Annotated in this window: 20 protein-coding genes and 1 tRNA gene; 9 read left to right on the top strand and 12 right to left on the bottom strand. The window is 61.0% G+C overall.

All coding sequences use genetic code 11. The annotated features are described in order from the left end of the window. Positions 1-47: 47 nt before the first annotated feature. The 4 genes from E4T63_RS14435 to E4T63_RS14415 form a co-directional block, all read right to left on the bottom strand. Complete coding sequence (locus tag E4T63_RS14435; protein ID WP_007967009.1) at positions 48-344, bottom strand: hypothetical protein; 297 nt, start codon at positions 342-344, stop codon at positions 48-50. A 187-nt stretch (positions 345-531) separates the two neighbouring features. Continuing rightward, a complete protein-coding gene (locus E4T63_RS14430) occupies positions 532-1875 on the bottom strand; it encodes a cation:proton antiporter (protein ID WP_135295851.1) in 1344 nt (447 codons plus the stop codon). A gap of 6 nt (positions 1876-1881) precedes the next feature. Continuing rightward, positions 1882-2739 (bottom strand): glucose 1-dehydrogenase, encoded by an 858-nt coding sequence (locus E4T63_RS14425; RefSeq protein WP_027612798.1) that lies wholly within the window; start codon positions 2737-2739, stop codon positions 1882-1884. 197 nt (positions 2740-2936) lie between these two features. After that, positions 2937-4091, bottom strand: coding sequence for a MalY/PatB family protein (locus tag E4T63_RS14415; protein WP_135295849.1), 1155 nt, complete (start codon positions 4089-4091; stop codon positions 2937-2939). Between the two features lie 320 nt (positions 4092-4411). Between E4T63_RS14415 and fdnG the strand changes: the two genes are divergently transcribed. From fdnG to E4T63_RS14375, 7 genes are all read left to right on the top strand, one after another. Beyond that, complete coding sequence (gene fdnG, locus E4T63_RS14405; protein ID WP_167797077.1) at positions 4412-7477, top strand: formate dehydrogenase-N subunit alpha; 3066 nt, start codon at positions 4412-4414, stop codon at positions 7475-7477. Beyond that, on the top strand, positions 7478-8413 hold the full coding sequence (fdxH, locus tag E4T63_RS14400) for a formate dehydrogenase subunit beta (RefSeq protein ID WP_135295846.1): 936 nt from the start codon (positions 7478-7480) through the stop codon (positions 8411-8413). It abuts the gene before it with no gap. Next, positions 8410-9075 carry a formate dehydrogenase subunit gamma gene (locus E4T63_RS14395; protein WP_135295845.1) on the top strand — a complete coding sequence of 222 codons (666 nt, stop codon included), beginning with the start codon at positions 8410-8412 and terminating at the stop codon, positions 9073-9075. The genes fdxH and E4T63_RS14395 overlap by 4 nt, the downstream gene beginning before the upstream one ends. A gap of 3 nt (positions 9076-9078) precedes the next feature. Beyond that, positions 9079-10005: a formate dehydrogenase accessory protein FdhE gene (gene fdhE, locus E4T63_RS14390; RefSeq protein WP_135295844.1), complete on the top strand. Its 927-nt coding sequence runs from the start codon at positions 9079-9081 to the stop codon at positions 10003-10005. Between the two features lie 190 nt (positions 10006-10195). Beyond that, entirely contained in the window at positions 10196-11608 is a 1413-nt protein-coding gene (selA, locus tag E4T63_RS14385; RefSeq protein ID WP_135295843.1) for an L-seryl-tRNA(Sec) selenium transferase, read from the top strand. Further along, on the top strand, positions 11605-13521 hold the full coding sequence (gene selB / locus E4T63_RS14380; protein WP_135296928.1) for a selenocysteine-specific translation elongation factor: 1917 nt from the start codon (positions 11605-11607) through the stop codon (positions 13519-13521). The genes selA and selB overlap by 4 nt, the downstream gene beginning before the upstream one ends. A 7-nt stretch (positions 13522-13528) precedes the next feature. Next, positions 13529-13624 (top strand) — tRNA-Sec (locus E4T63_RS14375). Between the two features lie 49 nt (positions 13625-13673). Here E4T63_RS14375 and E4T63_RS14370 read toward each other — a convergent pair. From E4T63_RS14370 to E4T63_RS14350, 6 genes are all read right to left on the bottom strand, one after another. Further along, a complete protein-coding gene (locus tag E4T63_RS14370; RefSeq protein ID WP_098964066.1) occupies positions 13674-14195 on the bottom strand; it encodes a hypothetical protein in 522 nt (173 codons plus the stop codon). Then, on the bottom strand, positions 14192-14713 hold the full coding sequence (locus tag E4T63_RS14365) for a hypothetical protein (protein ID WP_098964065.1): 522 nt from the start codon (positions 14711-14713) through the stop codon (positions 14192-14194). The genes E4T63_RS14370 and E4T63_RS14365 overlap by 4 nt, the downstream gene beginning before the upstream one ends. Continuing rightward, a complete protein-coding gene (locus E4T63_RS14360) occupies positions 14710-15363 on the bottom strand; it encodes a hypothetical protein (protein ID WP_135295842.1) in 654 nt (217 codons plus the stop codon). Before E4T63_RS14360 ends, E4T63_RS14365 begins: the two co-directional genes overlap by 4 nt. A 284-nt stretch (positions 15364-15647) precedes the next feature. Further along, positions 15648-15812 (bottom strand): hypothetical protein, encoded by a 165-nt coding sequence (locus E4T63_RS28535; protein ID WP_167797054.1) that lies wholly within the window; start codon positions 15810-15812, stop codon positions 15648-15650. A gap of 6 nt (positions 15813-15818) precedes the next feature. Further along, positions 15819-17111 (bottom strand): OprD family porin, encoded by a 1293-nt coding sequence (locus E4T63_RS14355; RefSeq protein WP_135295841.1) that lies wholly within the window; start codon positions 17109-17111, stop codon positions 15819-15821. A gap of 200 nt (positions 17112-17311) precedes the next feature. Continuing rightward, a complete protein-coding gene (locus tag E4T63_RS14350; RefSeq protein WP_135295840.1) occupies positions 17312-18694 on the bottom strand; it encodes an aspartate aminotransferase family protein in 1383 nt (460 codons plus the stop codon). 159 nt (positions 18695-18853) lie between these two features. On the opposite strand from E4T63_RS14350, the gene E4T63_RS14345 reads away from it, so the two are divergent. Together E4T63_RS14345 and E4T63_RS14340 are read left to right on the top strand one after the other, a co-directional pair. Continuing rightward, entirely contained in the window at positions 18854-19480 is a 627-nt protein-coding gene (locus tag E4T63_RS14345) for a TetR/AcrR family transcriptional regulator (protein WP_135295839.1), read from the top strand. Between the two features lie 15 nt (positions 19481-19495). Then, positions 19496-20125: a nucleotidyltransferase domain-containing protein gene (locus E4T63_RS14340; protein ID WP_135295838.1), complete on the top strand. Its 630-nt coding sequence runs from the start codon at positions 19496-19498 to the stop codon at positions 20123-20125. 104 nt (positions 20126-20229) lie between these two features. On the opposite strand, the gene E4T63_RS14330 is transcribed toward E4T63_RS14340, so the two are convergent. After that, complete coding sequence (locus tag E4T63_RS14330) at positions 20230-20880, bottom strand: DUF3313 domain-containing protein (protein WP_432431694.1); 651 nt, start codon at positions 20878-20880, stop codon at positions 20230-20232. Positions 20881-20936: 56 nt separating this feature from the next. Further along, positions 20937-21260 carry a hypothetical protein gene (locus tag E4T63_RS14325; RefSeq protein WP_097089845.1) on the bottom strand — a complete coding sequence of 108 codons (324 nt, stop codon included), beginning with the start codon at positions 21258-21260 and terminating at the stop codon, positions 20937-20939. Positions 21261-21276: the final 16 nt, after the last annotated feature.

Genomic DNA, 21276 nt, shown 5'->3' with positions numbered 1-21276 from the left:
CCAAAGAAAAAGCCCGGACATCGCTGCCGGGCTTTTTCTTGTGTGCTTTATTCGACGGTTTCAAGTTGCCGACGCAATTCCTGCGAGTGATGCGGTGACATTGGAATCGGCGGGAAGTCTTCGTTGAGGACGCACAAGTGATCGATGGCTTCCTCGAACTTCGCATCGGCTTTGCGGCGCAGTGCTCGATAGTGCTCAAACTGTTCGAGGTCCAGATTGTCCGCTTCCAGCAGCTCGTAAGCCGCTCGGTTGAGGGCGTGGGCATCTTCGAACAGTTGACGATTGCGTTCCAGGGCCAAAGCCCTGCAAGCCTTGATTTGTGCCGGAGTCGAGCATTCTTTCATGACCGTGACCTTGTTATCCAAAGATTCCTCTTCATGGGCTGCAAGCCGCAGGGGAACCGAACCTGCCGGACCCCGCCGAGTGCATCCAGCGAGGGGTTATGGTTGTGACTGTCGGTTTTGGCCGAGGGATCCATTTATTTTCAGAAAAAACTTCGATGGATTTCCCGACATATTGCCGCCGGAAAAATCAGTTTTTTCGTTTTTGCCGTTGTTCGTAGCGCGCCAGCAGCGGCTGGGTGCTGATGCCATGCAGTAAAATGCTCAGCGCTACCACGGACAGGGTGATGTTGGTGCACAACGTCGCGACTGAAGGACTGAGGCCATGGTTCAAGGCATAAAACAGATAGAACAGACTGCCGATCCCGCGAATGCCGAACCAACCGATCAACAGCCGCTGACCACCGTCGAGCAAAGTGCCCCAAGGCATCAACGCGACGCAGGCCGGACGCACCACGCAGAACAGCACCGCGCCAATGACCAGTGCGCGCCAGTCCCAATGCGGCACCAGTACCACACCGAGCAGGGTCACCAGAAACACTTCCATGGCCCGTTCCACCAGACTGCCGAACGAGAGCATGTCGCCCATCATGATCCCGGCCGCGACCTGGCTGCTTTCCAGTCGTTCGGTATCGCCGTGCACCGCGTGCTGCGGTTCGATGTTCTGGTGGCCGACCACCGGTTGCACCAGATGTTCGGCGGGCGGCTGGCTGGCGCCGGTGGATTTGACTTCTTCCTGACGCAAGCCGAGGCCGGCGGCGAATACCGACAGAAAACCATAACCGCCAATTGCATCCGCGCCGACGTAAGCCAGAGCAATCAGCGACAGCGCCAAATAATCATTCGGGCTCAGGGTGCTGTCGTCGTTGCGGATGCGCAACGACAGCGTCAACCGACCGATGCCGCGCCCCATCCAGTAACCGGTCAGCAAACCGACCGGCACCGCCCAGAGCAAACCTTGCAGCACCCAATCGGTCAAGGCGCCGGGTTGCGCGTCGGCCTGCAACAGCAGCAATCCGAGAATCACGAACGGGAACGCGATGCCGTCGTTAAGCCCGGCTTCACCGGACAGACCGAAGCGTACGCTGTCGACATCCCGTGCGTCGTTGACCTGCACCAGAGCGGCCAGCACCGGGTCGGTCGGCGCGAGCATCGCCCCGATCAGCAGCGACGGCCCCCACGACAGTTGCAGGCCCCAGTGCAGCAACACGCTGACCCCGGCAATGGTCAAGACCATCACCGGGCCCGCCAACCCGAACGCAATCCGCCAACGCTTGTCGCGCAGCGGCAGACGCAACTTCAGCCCGCAGACAAACAGCGAAAACAGCACCGCCACTTCCGTGAGGTGTTCCATCCACACCGAGGCGTTTTCCAGTGACAGCTTCAGCAGATCCAGACCGCTGGGGCCAATGCCGATCCCCAGCAGCAGGCACACGGCCGAAGTGGTAACCGGCATCCAGCGCAGGTACGACGAGGTCAGCGCGAGGGTCAGCAACACCGCGCCAAGCACCGCGACCCAGATGACAAAGCTCATGGAGGCTTACAACATCGGCTTGCCGCCGGTGACGCCATATCGCTGACCGGTGATGTAACTGGCTTCATCGGAGGCGAGCAGCACATAGATTGGCGCCACTTCCACCGGTTGTCCGGGGCGCCCGAGCGGGGTTTCGCTGCCGAAGTTCTGCACCTCTTCATCGGGCATGGTCGAGACGATCAGTGGCGTCCAGATTGGTCCGGGGGCCACGCAGTTCACGCGGATTTCTTTTGGCCCGAGTATCTGTGCCAGTCCGCCGGTGAAGTTGGCGATCGCGCCCTTGGTGGTGGCGTAGGCCAGCAGGGTCGGTTTGGGCATGTCCGAGTTGACCGAGCTGGTGTTGATGATCGACGCGCCGGGGCGCATGTGTTTGATCGCTGCCTGGCACAACCGGAAAATCGCCGTGATGTTGACGTCGAAGGTCATCACCCATTCTTCATCGGGGATTTCTTCGAAGGTTTCGTGGGTCATCTGGAACGCGGCGTTGTTCACCAGAATGTCGATGCGCCCGAAGCGTTCGACGGTCTTGTCCACCAGTTCCTGACAATGGGCCTTGTGCGCGAGATCGCCGGACAGCAACAGGCACTGGCGGCCTGCCTGTTCAACCCAGCGTGCGGTCTCTTTGGCGTCTTCATGTTCATTCAGATAGGCCACGACCACGTCAGCGCCTTCACGGGCGAAGGCAATCGCCACCGCGCGGCCAATGCCGCTGTCGGCACCGGTAATCAGCGCAATCTTGCCGGCCAGCCGCCCGGAGCCGACGTAGCTTTGCTCGCCGCAGTCGGGGTACGGCTGCATTTTGCTTTGCGCACCGGGGACGGCTTGGGCTTGTGCGGGGAAGGGTGGTTTTGGATAGTCGGTCATCACAGATCTCCGAGGTTCTTAGGGCAGGTATGGGTGGTTGACCTGGACGATTTGCCGTGAGTTCGATCGGATTTTGGATGACCACAAAACCATTGTAGGAGTGAGCCTGCTCGCGATAGCGGTGTATCAGCCGACATTGATGTTGAATGTCAGTCAGCTATCGCGAGCAGGCTCACTCCTACAGATTGGTGGTGTTTTCAGGTATTGCGCTGGGTCAGGGCGCGCTCCATGCGGCTGATGCCCTCTTCGAGCAACGACCGCGGGCAGCCGAAGTTCAGGCGCACGAACTGTTGGTGCTGATCGCCGAAATCCAGCCCGGCGCTCAGACCGACACTGGCCTGTTCAAGGAAGAACTGCTGCGGATTGTCCAGGTCCAGCGCCGAGCAATCGAGCCACGCCAGATACGTCCCTTGCGGCACATTGATCGTCACCCCCGGCAAGCGGCTGCGCACCGCATCCACCAACCAGTCGCGGTTGGCCTGCAGATAGGTTTTCAGTTCGGCCAGCCACGGCGCGCCTTCGCTGTAGGCGACGCGGGTGGCTTCCATGCCCAGCGGGTTGACGCTGTCGACCATGCCGCAGCGCGCGTGGTTGACGCGTTCGCGCAGGGCGGCGTCCTGGATGATCATGAACGAGGTCTTGAGGCCGGCGATGTTGTAGGCCTTGCTCGCCGACATCAGGGTGATGGTGCGCTTGGCGATTTCCGGGCTGAGGGACGCGGTCGGAATGTGCACGCGGCCGTCGAAGCACAGTTCGGCGTGGATCTCGTCGGAGATGATCCAGGCGTCCTGTGCCGCACAGATATCCGCTACGGCTTGCAGCTCCTCACGGCCAAACACCTTGCCGATCGGGTTGTGCGGGTTGCTCAAGAGCAGGGCGCCGCCACCGTTCAGCGATTCGCGCAGGGTCTCCAGCGGCGTGGCGTAAGTTCCATCGGCCTGGGGGATGAATTCCAGCTCGACCTTGTTCAGCCCCCAATGCCCCGGCGCATGCCGCAGCGGCGGGTAGTTCGGCACCTGCACCACGACGTTTTGCTGCGGCTGCACCAGCGCTTTCAAAGCCATGTTGAAACCCGATTCAACACCCGGCAGGAAGATCAGCTCCTGCGGTTTGACCTTCCAGGCGAACTTGTCCCACAGGTCGGCGACGATCGCCTCACGCAAGTTGTCCTGTGCCACGCTGTAACCCACCAGCGGGTGCAGCAGACGCTGCTGCAACGCCTCGATGATCACCGGTGGCGCGGCGAAATCCATATCAGCGACCCACATCGGCAACACATCGGCCGGGTAGCGGCTCCACTTGGTGCTGCCGGTGTTGTGGCGGTCGAATAGCTGATCAAAATCGAAAGTCATGCGCGGTCTCGTGAAGGCGGGATGGATCCTGGGCGCCATTCTAAGCCCAACGCGCCCCCTGTGGGAGCTGGCTTGCCAGCGATGGCGTCGTCACTGTCGCTATTAGTGTTGACTGATCCACCGCTTTCGCTGGCAAGCCAGCTCCCACAGGGTTTTGTGTTCGTTGGCGAATAGACCGACAAACGGCCGACGGTCGGTTTTCACACAGAGTGTGTGGTCATTGTCTACAGTGAAAAAGCCGGCAGGCATTCTGCCGTAACCGTGTTTGTCCAGAAAAAGCCCGGCTCAAGTACCGGGTTCCACCTGATCAGGAGTGCACGATGGATCTCAGCCGTCGTCAATTCTTCAAGGTCGCCGGTATCGGCCTTGCAGGCTCTAGCCTGGGCGCGTTGGGCATGGCCCCGACGCTGGCCTTCGCCGAGCAGGTGCGTCACTTCAAGCTTGCCCACACCCATGAAACCCGCAACACCTGCCCGTATTGCTCGGTCGGTTGCGGGTTGATCATGTACAGCCAGGGCGATGCCGCGAAGAACGTCGCGCAAAATATCATTCACATCGAGGGCGACGCCGACCACCCGGTCAACCGCGGCACCCTGTGTCCAAAAGGCGCGGGGCTGCTGGACTTCATTCACAGCCCGGGCCGCTTGCTGTATCCGCAAACGCGCAAGCCCGGCAGCAGCGAATGGACCCGGATCAGCTGGGATGAAGCACTGGATCGCATCGCCGACCTGATGAAGGCCGACCGCGACGCCAACTTCATCGAGAAAAACGCCACCGGGCAAACGGTGAATCGCTGGCTGACCACCGGGTTCCTCGCCGCGTCGGCAGCGTCCAACGAAGCCGGTTACATCACCCAGAAGGTGATTCGCAGTCTTGGCATGCTGGGGTTCGATAACCAGGCGCGTGTCTGACACGGCCCGACGGTGGCAAGTCTTGCCCCGACGTACGGCCGTGGAGCCATGACCAACACCTGGACCGATATCGCCAACGCGAATCTGATCCTGGTAATGGGTGGCAACGCAGCAGAAGCGCATCCGTGCGGCTTCAAATGGGTGACCGAGGCCAAGGCGCATAACGCTGCCCGGCTGATCGTGGTCGACCCTCGTTTTACCCGGACCGCTTCAGTGGCCGACTATTACGCGCCGATCCGTACCGGTACCGACATCGCCTTCATGGGCGGGTTGATCAATTACCTGCTGACTCAGGACAAGATCCAGCACGAATACGTGCGCAACTACACCGACGTGTCGTTCATCGTCAAAGCCGGCTATGGCTTTGAAGACGGCATCTTCAGCGGCTATGACGCGGCCAAACGCAGCTACACCGACAAATCCGGCTGGGGTTACGAGCTGGGTGAGGATGGCTTCGTCAAGGTCGACCCGACCCTGCAGGATCCGCAGTGCGTCTATCAATTGATGAAGCAGCATTACAGCCGCTACAACATTGAGCTGGCGAGCCAGATCTGTGGGATGCCGGTCGATGCCATGCAAAAAATCTGGGATGAGATTGCCACGTGCTCCACGCCGGGCAAGACCATGACCATCCTCTATGCACTCGGCTGGACGCAACATTCGATCGGCGCACAGATCATCCGCAGTGCGGCGATGGTGCAACTGCTGCTGGGCAACGTCGGCATGCCGGGCGGCGGGGTCAATGCCTTGCGTGGGCACTCGAACATTCAGGGCCTGACCGACCTCGGGTTGCTGTCCAACTCGCTGCCGGGCTATCTGACCCTGGGTGGCGATGCCGAGCAGGACTACAACGCCTTTATCAAAAAGCGTACGCAAATGCCGTTGCGTCCGGGGCAGTTGTCCTACTGGCAGAACTACAGCAAATTCCACGTCAGCCTGATGAAGTCCTGGTACGGCGCCAACGCCACGCTGGAGAACAACTGGAATTACGACTACCTGCCGAAACTGGATATCCCCAACTACGACGTCCTGAAGATGTTCGACCTGATGAGCCAGGGCAAGGTCAACGGCTACATGTGCCAGGGCTTCAACCCGATCGCTGCGTTGCCGGACAAGAACCGGGTGATGGCTGCGCTGGCCAAACTCAAATGGCTGGTAGTGATGGATCCGCTGGCCACCGAAACCTCGGAGTTCTGGCAAAACGTCGGGCCGTACAACGATGTGAAAAGCGCCGAGATCCAGACCGAAGTGATTCGCCTGCCGACCACCTGCTTTGCCGAGGAGGACGGCTCGCTGGTCAACAGCAGCCGCTGGCTGCAATGGCACTGGAAAGGCGCCGACGGCCCCGGCGAAGCGCAGACCGACATTCGCATCATGAGCGAACTGTTCCTGCGTCTGCGCAAACGTTATAAGGCCGAGGGCGGCAAGTTCCCCGATCCGCTGCTGAACCTGTCGTGGCCGTACAAGATCCCCGACGAGCCATCGCCGGAGGAGCTGGCCAAAGAGATCAACGGCAGCGCCATGGTCGACTTCACCGATGCCAGCGGCGTGGCGGTCAAGGCCGGTTCGCAACTGGCCGGGTTCGGGTTGCTCAAGGATGACGGCAGCACCGCATCCGGTTGCTGGATCTTCGCCGGCAGCTGGACCGAGGCCGGCAACCAGATGGCCCGGCGTGACAATGCCGACCCGTATGGCATGCATCAGCATCAGGGCTGGGCCTGGGCATGGCCGGCCAACCGGCGGATTCTCTACAACCGCGCTTCGGCGGATGTCTCGGGCAAACCGTGGGATCCGAAAAAGCGCCTCGTATGGTGGAACGGCAAGGCCTGGGGCGGCACCGATGTGCCGGACTACAAGGCCGATGTGCCGCCGGAAGCCGGGATGAACCCGTTCATCATGAACCCCGAAGGCGTGGCGCGATTCTTCGCCGTCGACAAGATGAACGAAGGGCCATTCCCCGAGCACTACGAGCCGTTCGAAACGCCGATCGGCATCAACCCGCTGCACCCGCAAAACAAGAAAGCCACCAGCAACCCGGCGGCACGGATCTTCGACTCGGTCTGGGAAAGCCTCGGCGAGGCCAAGGACTTCCCGTACGCCGGCACCAGTTACCGGCTGACCGAGCACTTCCACTTCTGGAGCAAGCATTGCAAGTTGAATGCGATTGCCCAACCCGAGCAGTTCGTCGAAATCGGCGAAGTGCTGGCGAAGGAGAAGGGCATCGCCGCCGGAGATCGGGTGCGGGTCAGCTGCAAGCGCGGGTTCATCGAGGCGGTGGCGGTGGTGACCAAACGCATCCGGCCGCTGCAGGTCAACGGCCAGGTGGTGCATCAGATCGGCATCCCGCTGCACTGGGGATTCACCGGCCAGACGCGCCACGGCTACCTGACCAACACCCTGGTGCCGTTCCTCGGCGATGGCAACACACAGACCCCGGAATCCAAGTCATTCCTGGTCAACGTGGAGAAACTGTAAATGGCCAGCCAAGACATCATTGCCCGCTCGGCCACCACCACGGTGCCGCCCTCGGTGCGGAATCAGCAGGAAGTCGCCAAGCTGATCGACACCACCAAATGCATCGGTTGCAAGGCCTGCCAGGTCGCCTGCTCGGAATGGAACGAGCTGCGCGACGAGGTCGGCCACAACCACGGCACCTACGACAACCCGCAGGACCTGAGCGCAGAAACCTGGACCTTGATGCGCTTCACCGAACACGAAACCGACGCCGGCAACCTCGAGTGGCTGATCCGCAAGGACGGCTGCATGCATTGTGCCGAACCGGGGTGCCTCGCGGCATGCCCAAGTCCCGGGGCGATCATCAAGCATGCCAACGGCATCGTCGATTTCGATCAGGATCACTGCATCGGCTGCGGTTATTGCATCACCGGTTGCCCGTTCAACATTCCGCGGATCTCGCAGAAGGATCACAAGGCCTACAAATGCACCTTGTGTTCCGACCGCGTCGCGGTAGGGCTGGAACCGGCCTGCGTGAAAACCTGTCCGACCGGGGCCATCGTCTTCGGCACCAAGGAAGACATGAAGGAACACGCCGCCGAACGCATCGTCGATCTGAAAAGCCGGGGCTTCGACAACGCCGGTCTGTATGACCCGGAAGGCGTCGGCGGCACTCACGTGATGTATGTGTTGCACCACGCCGATACGCCGAAGATCTACGCCGGGTTGCCAGAGGCACCGGCCATCAGCCCGCTGGTGGGCTTGTGGAAAGGCATCAGCAAACCGTTGGGCCTGCTGGCGATGGGTGCGGCGGTGCTCGCCGGGTTCTTCCACTATGTGCGCATCGGGCCGAATCGCGTCGAGGAAGATGAACATCCGACGCCGCCCGATACCTCGGTGCATGTCGTCGATCCGGCGGTGCACACCTTCGATCCACGCGGGGAGGACCGGCCATGAGCAACAAGACGATCCTGCGCTACACCGCCAACCAGCGCACCAATCACTGGCTGGTGGCGATTCTGTTCTTCATGGCCGGGCTGTCCGGGCTGGCGTTGTTTCATCCATCGATGTTCTGGCTGACCCACCTGTTCGGCGGCGGGCCGTGGACACGGATTCTGCACCCGTTCATGGGCGTGCTGATGTTCGTGTTGTTCCTCGGCTTGGTGTTCCGCTTCTGGCGCGCGAACTTCTTCATCGACAACGACTGGAAGTGGATGCGCCGCATTGATCGGGTATTGGTTAACGACGAGGAAAGCGTGCCGCCGGTGGGCAAGTACAACGCCGGGCAGAAGATGCTGTTCTGGACTTTACTGCTGTGCATGCTCGGTTTGCTGTTCACCGGTCTGGTGATCTGGCGTGCGTATTTCAGTGCGTACTTCGGCATCACCGTGATCCGCTGGGCCATGCTCCTGCATGCACTGGCCGGGTTTGTGCTGATCCTCAGCATCATCGTGCACATCTACGCCGGCCTGTGGATCAAGGGTTCGGTGGACGCGATGCTGCATGGCTGGGTCAGTCGCGCCTGGGCCATGAAACACCACGAACTGTGGTATCGCGACATCACCCGCGATGAACGCAATCCGGACGTGCCGGAGCGACCGATCACCAAAAAGGGCTGACTTTTGGCAACTATTCTTGAACCCGGGGAAATCGAAGCGGCGGCCAGTTCGCCGCCGTTTCTGCACCTGCCGCCGCACAACCTGTTCACCTTGCGCGCCCAGCGCCTGGAGCAATTGGCTCACGGGCATCCGCTGGCCGATTACCTGCGACTGATCGCCGGATTGTGCCGGGCTCAGCAGCAGGTTTTCGATGATCCGCCGCTGACGGCATCGTTTGATCAGCAAAGGATCGAAGCCTGTCAGCAACATGGTTTACCGCCGTTCGCCGCCGACACACTGGTGCGCGAAGACGCTTGGCAGGCTTATCTGGATGCTTTATTGCAACGTTACGTGGCGCCCGAGCAACCCGCCGTAGTCGACGCGCTCGCCACATTGCGCGGTGCCAGTGCCGGACAATTGCGCGCGTGGGCTGTGGCGCTGGTCAGCGGTCAGTATTCAATGGTGCCGGCGGCGCTGGTGCCGTTCCTCGGCGCCGGCCTGCAAGCGGCGTGGAGCCATTGGCTGCTCAGCGCAGCGAACCTGCAACTGAAACCCGGCGACAGCCTCAGCCAGTGCCCGGGCTGTGGTTCACCGGCGATGGCCGGAGTCATTCGTCATCGCGGCAAACACAATGGTCTGCGTTATCTGGTGTGTTCGCTGTGCGCCTGCGAATGGCATGTGGTGCGGGTCAAGTGCGTGTATTGCGAGTCCAGCAAGGGGCTGGATTACCTGAGCCTTGAGGATGATCGCCACGCTGCCAATCAGGCGCCGATTCGGGCGGAGGTGTGCCCGGGCTGCAACAGCTACCTGAAGCTTGTGTACCTGGAAAACGATGCCGAAGGCGAAGCGCTGTCGGCGGATCTCACCAGCCTGCTGCTCGACATGCGTCTGGCGCAGGACGGTTTTCAGCGTCTGGCACCGAATCTGATGCTGGCGCCGGGAGACGAATGACCAGAGCGTCTACACTCCTGAAAAACTTGTGAGAGGGGCTTGCTCCCGAAGGGGCCGTGTCAGTCAGATCATTTGTGGCTGACTCACCGCATTCGCGAGCAAGCCCGCTCCCACAATTGGGGGCCGGTGTGCTGTATTTAGACGCGTTGCGTCAGGTCATGCCGGAGAGTCTTGTTTTCGGGAGTGGCTGATGTCTTCGAGTGTTGCCCTGCGGTTGCCTTCCATTGATGGTTTGTTGCGTCACCCGGCGTGTTTGCCGTTGGCCGAGCGTTATGGTCGCGAGTCGTTGCTGGCCAGTTTGCGCCAGCTGCTAGATGAGTTGCGTTCCAGCGTGTTGAACGGCCAATTGTCAGCCGTTGAAATCAGCCCCGACGTGCTCGCCGGGCGGGTTGGTGAGCGTCTGGCCCAGCAGCAGCGCAGCAACGTGCGGCGGGTGTTCAACCTGACCGGCACGGTGCTGCACACCAATCTTGGCCGGGCGCTGTTGCCGGATGAAGCCATCGACGCGGTGCAGATGGCCGCCCGTTATCCGCTCAATCTGGAATTCGACCTAGCCAGTGGCAAACGCGGTGATCGCGACGACCTGATCGAAGGCCTGATCCGCGAACTGACCGGCGCCGAAGCCGTTACCGTGGTCAACAACAATGCCGCTGCGGTGTTGCTGACGCTGAACAGCCTCGGCGCGCGCAAGGAAGGCATCATCTCGCGCGGCGAACTGATCGAAATCGGTGGCGCGTTCCGCATCCCCGACATCATGGCCCGCGCCGGCGTGCGCCTGCATGAAGTCGGCACCACCAACCGCACCCACGCCCGCGACTACGAAGCAGCGATCAGCCCGCGCAGTGGTTTGATCATGCGCGTGCATGCGAGCAACTACAGCATCGAAGGCTTTACCGCCCGGGTGCCCACCGCCGAACTGGCCGAGCTGGCCCATCGGCACGGCTTGCCGCTGCTGGAGGATCTGGGCAGCGGCAGTCTGCTGGACTTGACCCGCTGGGGTCTGCCGGCGGAACCCACAGTGCGCCAGGCGCTGCTCGATGGTGCGGACATCGTCACCTTCAGCGGCGACAAATTGCTCGGCGGGCCGCAGGCCGGGTTGATAGTCGGGCGCAGAGACTTGATCGCGAAGATCAAGAAGAACCCGCTGAAGCGCGCCTTGCGGGTCGACAAGTTGACCCTGGCGGCACTGGAGGCGGTGCTGGGTTTGTATCGCGACCCGGATCGCCTCGCCGAACGTCTGCCGAGTTTGCGGCTGTTGACTCGCCCGCAAGCCGAGATCCTCGCCCAGGCCGAGCGCCTGCTACCGGCACTGGTACAGGTTATCGGCGAACCGTGGAATGTCAGTGCAGTGAAAGCGCTGGGCATGATCGGCAGCGGCAGCCAACCGGTGGCGCGGTTGCCGAGTGCGGCGCTGTGCTTGCGCCCGCAAGTGTCCAAGCGTTTGCGCGGGCGTTGTCTGCTGAATCTAGAAGCTGCGTTGCGCAATTTGCCGATTCCGGTGCTGGGTCGAATTGACGACGATGCGCTGTGGCTCGATCTACGGCAACTCGACGATGAACCGGCGTGGCTGGCGCAGTTGCCGCAGTTGCAGGTCGAGTCGTGATCGTCGGCACCGCCGGGCACATCGACCACGGCAAGACCTCGCTGCTGCAAGCGCTGACCGGGCAAACCGGCGACCGCCGCCCGCAGGAGCGCGAGCGTGGGATGACCATCGACCTCGGTTATCTCTACGCGGAACTGGAAGCCGGTGCCGGGCTGACCGGGTTCATCGACGTGCCGGGCCACGAGAAATTCACCCACAACATGCTTGCCGGGGCGCAGGGCATTGATCTGGTGTTGCTGGTGGTGGCGGCGGACGACGGGGTGATGCCGCAGACCCGGGAGCATCTGGCGATTGTTCAGTTGCTGGGCATTCCCCGGGCGCTGGTGGCGATCACCAAATGCGATCGGGTTGAAGCGGGCAGGGTGGAGGAGGTGCAGCGCCAGGTTCTCGATCTGCTCGAAGCCGGGCCATTCGCCGATGCGCCGACGCTGGCGGTGTCGAGCGTGACCGGGCAGGGCGTCGATGAACTGCGCCAGAGCTTGCTGCAGATTCAAAGCGAAGTGCATGAGCGCAGCCGCGAAGGTGGTTTGCGCCTGGCCATCGACCGCGCCTTCAGCGTGGCGGGCGCCGGGATTGTGGTGACTGGCACGGCGTTGTCGGGGACGGTGTCAGTCGGGGACAAACTGGCCCTCGGGCCGTCCGGGAAATCGGTGCGGGTGCGAGGACTGCACGCGCAAAATCAGGCCGCCGAGCAGGCCTTCGCCGGGCAACGGGTGGCGCTGAACATCAGTGGCGATCGATTGACCCTGGAGCAGATCCATCGCGGCCAATGGCTGTTGGCCGAATGGCTGCACGCACCGACGCAACGGGTCGATATCGAGTTTCAGTTGTTGCCCGGTGAGCGCACCTTCGATCACTTTCACCCGGTACATGTGCACCTCGGTACGCAAGACTTCATCGCCCGCGTGGCGTTGCTCGAAGGCCCGCGCTTGAGTCCCGGTCAGCGCATGTTCGCGCAATTGCTGATCAACGCCCCGGTGCACGCGGTGAAGGGCGATCGCCTGATCCTGCGTGACCACAGCGCGCAACGCACCCTCGGTGGCGGTCAGGTACTCGACCCGTTCGCCCCGGCTCGTCAGCGCCGCAGCCCGGAACGGCTGGCGCAACTGCAGGCCCTGGCCGGCAGCGACAGTCTTGAACAAGCGTTACCACTGCTGCTCGACCACAGCGCTGGCGGCCTCGATCCGCAACGAATTGAGCGCCAGTTCAATCGTCAGCGTGAAGACTGGGCGCTACCAGCCAATGTGCGCCTGATCGACACCCGCCAGGGACCGGTGCTGTTCAACGTGCAGCGCTGGGGGCAGTTGAAGTTCACCCTGCTGGAGCAACTGGCGAAATTGCACGAGCTGGAACCGGACCAGATGGGACCGGATCGCGATCGCCTGCGACGCTTCAGTGGGACGGCGCTGGAGCGCTCGACCTTTGTCAGCCTGCTGGAAGAGCTGCGCGCTGCCGGGGCGATCAACGCCAGCGGGCCGTGGTTGCATTTGCCCGATCATCAGGTGCGTTTGAGTGCTGAAGACGAAACCCTGTGGCAGCGCATGCAGCCGCTGTTCGAGCAGGCCGGGTTTGATCCGCCGTGGGTACGTGATGTCGCCAAAGTGTTGGGCGTGGAAGATGCGATGGTGCGCCTGCTGTTGCGCAAACTGGCGCGCTTGGGATTGATGCACCAAGTGGTGCGCGATCTGTTTCTGTCTGACGGGCAACTGCGGCGCATGGCCAACATTCTGTTGCAGCTGGAACAGGAAAATCCGTCGATCCAGGTGACAACCTTCCGTGATGCGCTAGGCTTGGGACGCAAACGCTGTATTCAGTACCTGGAATACTTCGATCGCCTCGGCCTGACCCGGCGCATCGGCGAATCCCGGGTGATCCGCCACGACAACGCGCTGGCCAGTGCCGACGCACCCTGAGTTCAAAGGAAGGCAATCGCGCCCGGTGGCGCGGCCGGGCTTCAAACCCGGTTGGGGACGGCATCCGTTCCCGGGCAGGTTCGACTCCGGCTGCCTTCCGCCAATAAATTCCCGTCCTCGCCGCAGTGATGCTTGCTGTCGCGGCGCAACGGTCAAGGCTGATAGGGAATCAGCTTGTCCTTCTCCAACTCTCCCAGAAACTGATCCAGCATCTGCTGCTTGTTTTTGTTGTTCGGGATCGGCACGTACCACGCCATCACGCTCCAGCCTTCGCGGGAATAGTTATAGGTCTTGAGCAGTTTACCGTCCTTGAAGACCGAGCTGCGCAAGTTGTCCTGGTAGTGATAAGGCACTGGGAGGGTGAACAGGGTCAGAACATTGAACATGGCCAGATAATGGGTTTCGCCCGACCACGGCTGGGTAATCAGCAGGCTGTAGCCGTTGCGGGTGTAACCGCCGTCGAGCATGGAAAACGCACCGGAGTCTTTCAATGCAGAAATGGTTTCACGCTGACGATATTCTTCGTGCCGGGTATTGGCCGGGCCCAGGCTCAACGTCACCGGCACATAGGCTTGCGTAGCGTGATAATCGAGGGGCGGCAGGGTGTTGGCGCAACCGCCGAGTGCCATTAGCGCACTGAGCATGGCGCCGTTCTTGATCAAGGCCAGCTTCATTGGGCACTTCCCACGACAGGGATCAACCGGTCATGTTGAACGTCCTGGGCAAAGGCCCGTGCAATACGGCTGAGGTTCTGTCCTTCCAGCTCGCCACCCTGGTCGAGCAACCAGGTGTATTTCTGGGTGTTATTGCGATAGGTGTACTGCTTGAGGCGCTTGTCGCCTTGATACACCGAGAACTCGGCCTGCGTGTCGTATTCCTTCGAAAGCGGCAGCATGAACAGTGTGGCGCAACTCAACAACACCACCGGGAACGGCGGGAACTCGCGTTGCATGTTCAATTTGACTTGGACGTTGTACGCATCGTTTTGGCCGGACCCGGTTTCGACGTTGCGAAATACGCCAGTTTCGCGCAGATGATTGCGCAACGACGAAGACTGCAGAGGGTCGTCGATCATGACGTGGATCGGTGCCAGATAATCCTGTCCGTCGGCCAGTGTGCGCTCTGGCAAGGTGTTGGTGGCGGTACAACCGGCCAGCAGAGCGACGGTGGCAAGCGTGGTGATTTTTTTCATGGTTTGATGTCCGCGGCAACACCCGGCGGGGTATCGGCAAAAATATAGGGTTCGGCGCTTTTCAGATCGAGCTTCAGTGATTGCAGAGGTGGTAGTCCGGGAACCTGGCGCTGGGCGATCACGGCGTCGCGGGCGCGCTGATCGCGCCAGAGGAAGGTGCAGCCGATGCCGTTGAGGCAGAGCGAGCGATATTCGCCCATGTAATAGGCTTTTCCGGCTTCAAGACGTAGCGGAAGGTTGAATTTCTCACGCGCTTCCATCGAACTGTAAACGGTGCCAAGCCCCGGTGTGTATCGCGCAGAGAAGAACTGGAAATCGTAGAACTCGTAGTCGCCCGGTTTCAAAGCAAGGACGAAGACACTCGCGGCACCGTTAGCGTCCTGAATATCCTGCGGCGTTGAATAGGCACCGGCCATTTTCCAGATACCGGCAGCGCCGTACTGGGAGCCACGTTTGCGTATAAACAGGCGTTGGTTATCCGCCGGAGACAGTTTGAGCGAGCGCGGCCCGATAGACCCGATCAGATAAGCCACAGGCTCATTGGCCTTGGCCTGCAATGGTTCGCTGACCCATGACGCGCTTTCGGTGATACAACCACTGAGCAGCGAGGCCAGCAGGCCGGCGACCACTATTTTGAAGACATGAAACATGAACATCCCTGAATCTGCGTGATTGATGACGTTCAGTTGCGAAGGCCAATCAAAGCCCTCCTGGCCGAACGTTTTTGCGGGGCGCGCAGACTAAGTGATGTAGTGGCATTTGGCTAGCCAATAACGCAGGTCGGCTTCCGTCCGAAAATCACGCAATGTTCAAAATGTCACTCGATCCCCTGTTTGGAGCCAGCCTGCTGGCGATGGCCGGTGTGTCACTAACCTCAAAGTCGGCTGTTCGACCGCCATCGCGAGCAGGCTCACTCCTACAGGGGATCGCGTTTTCAGGCGGGCGGGTCGAGGTTGTCGAGGGCGCGGTTGACGGTCAGTTCGCCGAGCATCACGACTTGCTGAATGCCCAGCAGGGCTTCGTTGTCGGCGGCTTCGTGGAGTTTTTCCAGTCGATGGATTCGTAGGGCGACCTCGGGTCTGAGTCCGGGGTTAATCACGGGCCATCAGAACCCTAGCGGGTACTGAATCACCACATAAATTCGGTCGATATCATCCCCGGCCTGTGCCTCGTTGGCCCGGTGCGAGACGTGCGACAGCTGCACCGACAGGTCCTTTGCCGTGCCCGATTGCACGATGTATTTCAGATCGATATCCCGTTCCCAATGCTTGCCGCCAGCGCCTTGCTGCGGCTGATAGTCGCCAGTCTCGGCATCGAACGGGTTGTACGCGCCGCCCTTGGGCGCGTGGGTGCCGTCGATGTGGTCGCCGGAGACGTAGCGGGTCATGAAGGTCAGGCCAGGGATGCCGAATGCGCCAAGGTCGAGGTCGTAGCGTGCTTGCCAGGAGCGTTCGCCGGCGCCGTTGAAGTCGGCGTATTTGATCGAGTTGGCGAGGTAGATCGAGTCACCGGCCACGAAATCGAACGGCGTGTCGCCATTGATGCGTTGCCAGCCGAGCATGACCGCGTGCGGGCCGAAACTGTACTTGCCGGACAGGCTGAACGCGGTGTTGTCGATCGCGCCGGCCAGCGCCCGACCGGTATCGCGGGTGTGGTAGAGGTTGGCATCGAGCAACAGGCCGGACTGTTTGAAGTGCAGATTGGCGTAGTACTGATGCCAGGTGTCAGTCAGGTCCGAGGCGTAAAGCGATCCACCCACCGGACTGTCGCCGAACAGATCGGCGCCGAGAAAACTGATTCCGCCAGCCTCGGTGGTGGCGCCGTAACCGGAAAAGTCGCCGTGGCTCGAAGAGCTGTCCTGATTCTTGAATGCGGTGAAGTGTCCGGCCGTGAAGTTAACGTTGTCGATTTCACGACTGTTCACTAGCAAACCTGTGGCGTATTCCGGTTGCAGGCGTTTATCCGAGGTGTCGAACACCGGCGTTTCCACGGTCATCTCGCCGAACGCGAGGGTGGTGCGCGAAGCTTTCAGTTTGAACGCGCCGCCAGCGCTGGAGTAGTTCGGTTCACTACGACCATTGCTGTCGACCGGCAACAGACCCGTGCCGGAATGTCCTTTGCCGCCATCGAGTTTCAGGCCGAGAAAGGCGTGGGCATCGATGCCGAATCCGACAGTGCCTGGCGTGTAGCCAGAGGTGAACGTGCCGATAAAGCCCTGGGCCCATTCCTGTTTATAGTTTTTGCCGGAGGGAGAGGGCGAGCGGTAGTCGTTGCTCAGGAAGAAGTTGCGGCTGAGCACTTCGGTTTTGGCGTCGTCGAAGAAGTCATTGGCCAAAGCACTGTCGCTCGCTGCGCAAAGCAGTGCCAACAATGCAAAGTGTGATGTTGAGGAAGCCATCGAGAGAGACCGACAATCAGGGAAGGTCTGCTGATAATGGGCAGGATCAATTGGGCTTGATTGAGCCGATGTGCTGAGTTCAAGGCATACCTGATTCCGTTGTAGGAGTGAGCCTGCTCGCGATAGCGGTCGATCAGTTTAGATCGATGTTAATGACACACCGCTATCGCGAGCAGGCTCACTCCTACAAGGGGTATGTGTTACAGCACACCATACTCGCGAGCCGTGCGATCCACGGCGATTCGTGTTTTGTCGACCAATTCATCCAGCTCCGCCCGCGTGGCGATCAATGCGGGGGCCATGATCATCCGGCCCAGCGTCGAACGAATGATCAGGCCTTCCTCAAAACCAATGGTGCGGCAGCGCCAGGCGATGTCGTTCTCGTTGGCAAAGCGCTTGCGGGTGGCTTTGTCTTCGGCGAACTGCAATGCCGCCACCAGCCCGACACCCTGAACCTCACCCACCAGCGGATGGTTGCCGAACACCTCACGCAGGCAGTTCTGCAGATAAGGACCGGTGTCGTTTTTCACCTGAGTGACCACGCCTTCATCGCGCAGCGCCTTGAGGTTGGCAATCGCCACCGCAGCCGCCACCGGGTGCCCGGAGTAGGTCAGGCCGTGAGCGAACACGCCGCCTTTTTCCACCAACGCCTCGGCCATGCGTCGCGACAGGATCAACCCACCCATGGGGATGTAGCCGGAGGTCAGGCCTTTGGCGATCGACAGGGTGTCCGGTTCAAAACCGAAGGCCTGGTGCGCGAACCATTCGCCGGTGCGACCGAAACCGCCGATGACTTCGTCGGCGCACAGCAGCACATCATATTTGCGGCAGATACGCTGGATTTCCGGCCAATAGGTGGCGGGCGGAATGATCATGCCGCCAGCGCCCTGGAACGGTTCGGCGACGAACGCGGCGACCTTGTCGGCGCCCAGTTCGAGGATCTTGTCTTCCAGTTGCCGTGCGGCGCGCAGGCCGAATTCTTCCGGGCTGAGGTTGCCTTCGTGGGCGAACCAGTACGGTTCGTCGATGTGTGCGACATCAGGGATGGTGCCGCCCATTTCGTGCATGAATTTCATGCCGCCCAGCGCCGTCGCAGCCAGGGTCGAGCCGTGGTAGCCGTTCCATCGGCCGATCATGATCTTCTTCTCGGGCTGGCCCATCACCTGCCAGAACTTGCGCACGGTGCGGATCAGCACTTCGTTGGCTTCCGAGCCGGAGTTGGTGTAGATCGCGTGGCTGTAGTGCTGGGGCAGCAGGCTGAACAGCAGCTCGGAGAGCTCGATCACCTGAGGGTGAGTGGTGTGGAAGAACATGTTGTAGTAGGGCAGTTGTTGCAGCTGCGCGGTCGCAGCGGCGGCCAAATCCTTACGTCCGTAACCGAGGTTGGTGCACCACAGGCCGGACATGCCGTCCAGGTAGCGATTGCCGTCGTTGTCCCACAGCGCGAGGCGATCACCGCTGACCATCACCCGCGGGCCTTCCTCGTTGAGGGCCTTCTGATCGACGAACGCGTGAATGTGGTGGGCGGCGTCGGCGGCCTGGTAATCGCGGGTGCTGCGGGTCGGATCGAATTCGGCGGACATGGCGGTTCTCCAGAGAAACGGGGCAAGTGGGTGCGCGTTCATTCCAGCGGTGCACGGTTAATATTTGTCACTTAAAAAAATTTTTGTAAAGAAAATATTTGTCGGTGAAAAAAGAAATCCGTAGGCTGACGCCGATCAGCAAGACAGGACATCAGCACCATGAGCGGGCTCAGAGAACGGCAAAAGGAACAGCGCAGGGAAGTCATCGCGCAGGCAGCGCTGGAGCTGTTCAAGACCAATGGTTTTGCGGCCACCACGCTAGACCAGATCGCGGTCCAGGCTGGGGTTTCCGCGCCGACGGTGGTCAATTATTTCGGTGGCAAACAGGAGATTCTGCTGGCCTTGCTCAAACAGCCGGACGAGCAGGCGATGCGCGATGCCCGGGCCAATCTGGACGACGACAGTGATCCGCTGGAGGCGTTGTGCGAGTTCGAAGGCTTGATGACCGACTATCAACTGCAAGCGATGCCGGCCTCGTTGTGGCGTGAACTGGCGCCGTTTCTGCTGACCGGTGAGTTGGCGCTGGCGTTGAGCCCGTGGAATGCGGCGGTGATCGAAGAGACCAAGGCCCTGCTCGGGCATTTTCAGGCGCAGGGCAAGGTGCGGGCGTCAGTCGATCTCGATGTGGCGGCGACGTTGTTCAACCAGTACGCGAATATGGCGTTTATTCGGCTGGCGACCGAGACGGCACCCAATCGGCAAGCGCATGCCCGGCATATGCGCAGTGTGTTGGGTTTGATCTGCCACGGCATTTTGAGCAACGGCGCGGAATCGAAAGCCAAGTGACGAGAAGCAGAGCGCATGACCGTTCCTGATCAGCAAGAATGGCAACCGTGGACGCCGGAAGAACTGGCGCAACGGCTGAAACACATCTCGCGCCCGTGGTGCGTGGTGGGCGGATGGGCGCTGGATTTATGGCTGGGCCGGCCAACCCATGCGCACAGCGATCTGGAGTTCACCCTCCTGCGGGACGACTTTCAGCGCTTCCGGCAAGCGCTGGCCGAGCTGGACTTCTATACCGTGCGGGACGGTGAACTGACGTTTTTGCCGGTGGGGCAAACGCCAGGCGAGAATATTTTCCAGGTGTGGGGATTTGATGCCGTTGCCCATGCCTGGCGAGTCGATCTGATGCTTGAATCCGGCACGACGGATACGTGGGTCTATAAAAGAGACCCGTCGATTGTCCATCCACGCGCCGCGATGGTGGCACTGAGTGATACGGGGATTCCCTATCTCAGGCCTGCGGCGATTCTGCTGTTCAAGGCCAAATACACGCGTCCCAAGGATCAAACCGATTTCAGTCAGGCATTGCCGGATTTATCTCGCGAAGAGCGGCGATGGCTGATGCAACATCTGGTTCGGTTGCATCCCGAGCATGAGTGGATTCAGCGATTGCAAACACCTGAAAAATACTCCCGACCCAACGAATGAACTGTGGCGAGGGAGCTTGCTCCCGCTGGGGCGCGAAGCGGCCCCGCTGTTGGGGAGGACTGCTGTGCAGTCCAGCGGGAGCAAGCTCCCTCGCCACAAAATGTCTAGCGGCGGATCGCCAGGTATGACTGGCCCAGGTCGCCGGCCCAACCATCGAGAACAGCCTTGACGTCATCGGCGGTCAGCACCTGTTTGTCGTTTTCCAGCGGTAGTCCGATGCCCTTGCGCACGACTTCGGCGACCACTTCGCCGGTGGAGCCGTCCTCGAACGAGACTTCGGTGGTGATTTCGCTGTCCTGATCGCGGATGCCGGTGGCGGTGCTCACGCCGGCGGCAACCAGCGTCACCGGTAGCCATTCATAGAAGCGCAAGCCTTGGGTGCTGGCGGCGACGCGGGTGATCGCCGGTCTGATGGTCAGGGTGTTCGGGCCGGGTTGCGGCATCAGGCGCATGACCTTGCCCAGTTCCAGCCTGAGCGCGGCGTCGTAGTAGTCGGTGACGCCGGACAGCGTGCTCAGCGGGATCCGCTCGGTCGGCGCGGCGCTCGGGTAGAACTGGCTGGGCGCCAGATAGGCCTGGGTGTAACGCCCCCGCGCCAGCGCCGGGCTGACCCAACCCAGCACCGTCTGCCCCGATGGCGTCTGGCGTTCGCTGAGCACGCTGTAATCGTGCAGAAATCCGGTGTACTTCTGCGGTTCGACGGTTTTGCTGCTGCAGGCCGAAAGGCTCAGGGACGCCGTACATAGCACCGACATCAAGCAATGGCTTCTGATCATGCGAATCCTTGTTTTGCGCTTTTGCCCCGCGTCGTTCAAGCGCGGGCAGTGATTGGGGAGGAGAGCGGCGGGGTGTTGTCCGAGCATTCGATGTGCAGTTGGCCGTGGCTCATGATCCATTGGATCAGGTCGGCGGTCGGTATCGAATGCACGTACTCGACCCATTGCGAATCGCCGGGGCCGTACTGCTCGAAATAGCGGCGCAGGACGATACGGCTTTGGTCATCTGACAGGCCCAGGCAGAACTCCTGAAATAACAGCGGCGTATCCTGCTCAGGCGCGCTGGTGCGCTGGCTGAGAATCAACGGATAGCGGGCGTCGTGGCCCTCGGCGGTATAACGGTTGTGCAATGCGCTCATTGAAAGCCCCCCGGTT

The organism is Pseudomonas fluorescens (assembly GCF_004683905.1).
In the GTDB taxonomy this organism is placed as follows: domain Bacteria; phylum Pseudomonadota; class Gammaproteobacteria; order Pseudomonadales; family Pseudomonadaceae; genus Aquipseudomonas; species Aquipseudomonas putida_A.
Note: the sequence above shows the minus strand (reverse complement) of the source record. Positions and strands in the feature narration are given on the sequence as shown.

Bases quoted from the DNA above. Each gene is read 5' to 3' on its own strand.
- E4T63_RS14345 (WP_135295839.1), top strand. From the start codon at position 18,854: ATGAGCGGGCTCAGAGAACGGCAAAAGGAACAGCGCAGGGAAGTCATC.
- E4T63_RS14330 (WP_432431694.1), bottom strand. From the start codon at position 20,880: ATGTCGGTGCTATGTACGGCGTCCCTGAGCCTTTCGGCCTGCAGCAGC.
- E4T63_RS14370 (WP_098964066.1), bottom strand. From the start codon at position 14,195: ATGAAGCTGGCCTTGATCAAGAACGGCGCCATGCTCAGTGCGCTAATG.
- fdxH (WP_135295846.1), top strand. From the start codon at position 7,478: ATGGCCAGCCAAGACATCATTGCCCGCTCGGCCACCACCACGGTGCCG.
- E4T63_RS14360 (WP_135295842.1), bottom strand. From the start codon at position 15,363: ATGTTTCATGTCTTCAAAATAGTGGTCGCCGGCCTGCTGGCCTCGCTG.
- E4T63_RS14365 (WP_098964065.1), bottom strand. From the start codon at position 14,713: ATGAAAAAAATCACCACGCTTGCCACCGTCGCTCTGCTGGCCGGTTGT.
- E4T63_RS14395 (WP_135295845.1), top strand. From the start codon at position 8,410: ATGAGCAACAAGACGATCCTGCGCTACACCGCCAACCAGCGCACCAAT.
- E4T63_RS14425 (WP_027612798.1), bottom strand. From the start codon at position 2,739: ATGACCGACTATCCAAAACCACCCTTCCCCGCACAAGCCCAAGCCGTC.
- E4T63_RS14340 (WP_135295838.1), top strand. From the start codon at position 19,496: ATGACCGTTCCTGATCAGCAAGAATGGCAACCGTGGACGCCGGAAGAA.
- selA (WP_135295843.1), top strand. From the start codon at position 10,196: ATGTCTTCGAGTGTTGCCCTGCGGTTGCCTTCCATTGATGGTTTGTTG.
- E4T63_RS14325 (WP_097089845.1), bottom strand. From the start codon at position 21,260: ATGAGCGCATTGCACAACCGTTATACCGCCGAGGGCCACGACGCCCGC.
- E4T63_RS14350 (WP_135295840.1), bottom strand. From the start codon at position 18,694: ATGTCCGCCGAATTCGATCCGACCCGCAGCACCCGCGATTACCAGGCC.
- E4T63_RS14355 (WP_135295841.1), bottom strand. From the start codon at position 17,111: ATGGCTTCCTCAACATCACACTTTGCATTGTTGGCACTGCTTTGCGCA.
- E4T63_RS14435 (WP_007967009.1), bottom strand. From the start codon at position 344: ATGAAAGAATGCTCGACTCCGGCACAAATCAAGGCTTGCAGGGCTTTG.
- E4T63_RS14415 (WP_135295849.1), bottom strand. From the start codon at position 4,091: ATGACTTTCGATTTTGATCAGCTATTCGACCGCCACAACACCGGCAGC.
- E4T63_RS14430 (WP_135295851.1), bottom strand. From the start codon at position 1,875: ATGAGCTTTGTCATCTGGGTCGCGGTGCTTGGCGCGGTGTTGCTGACC.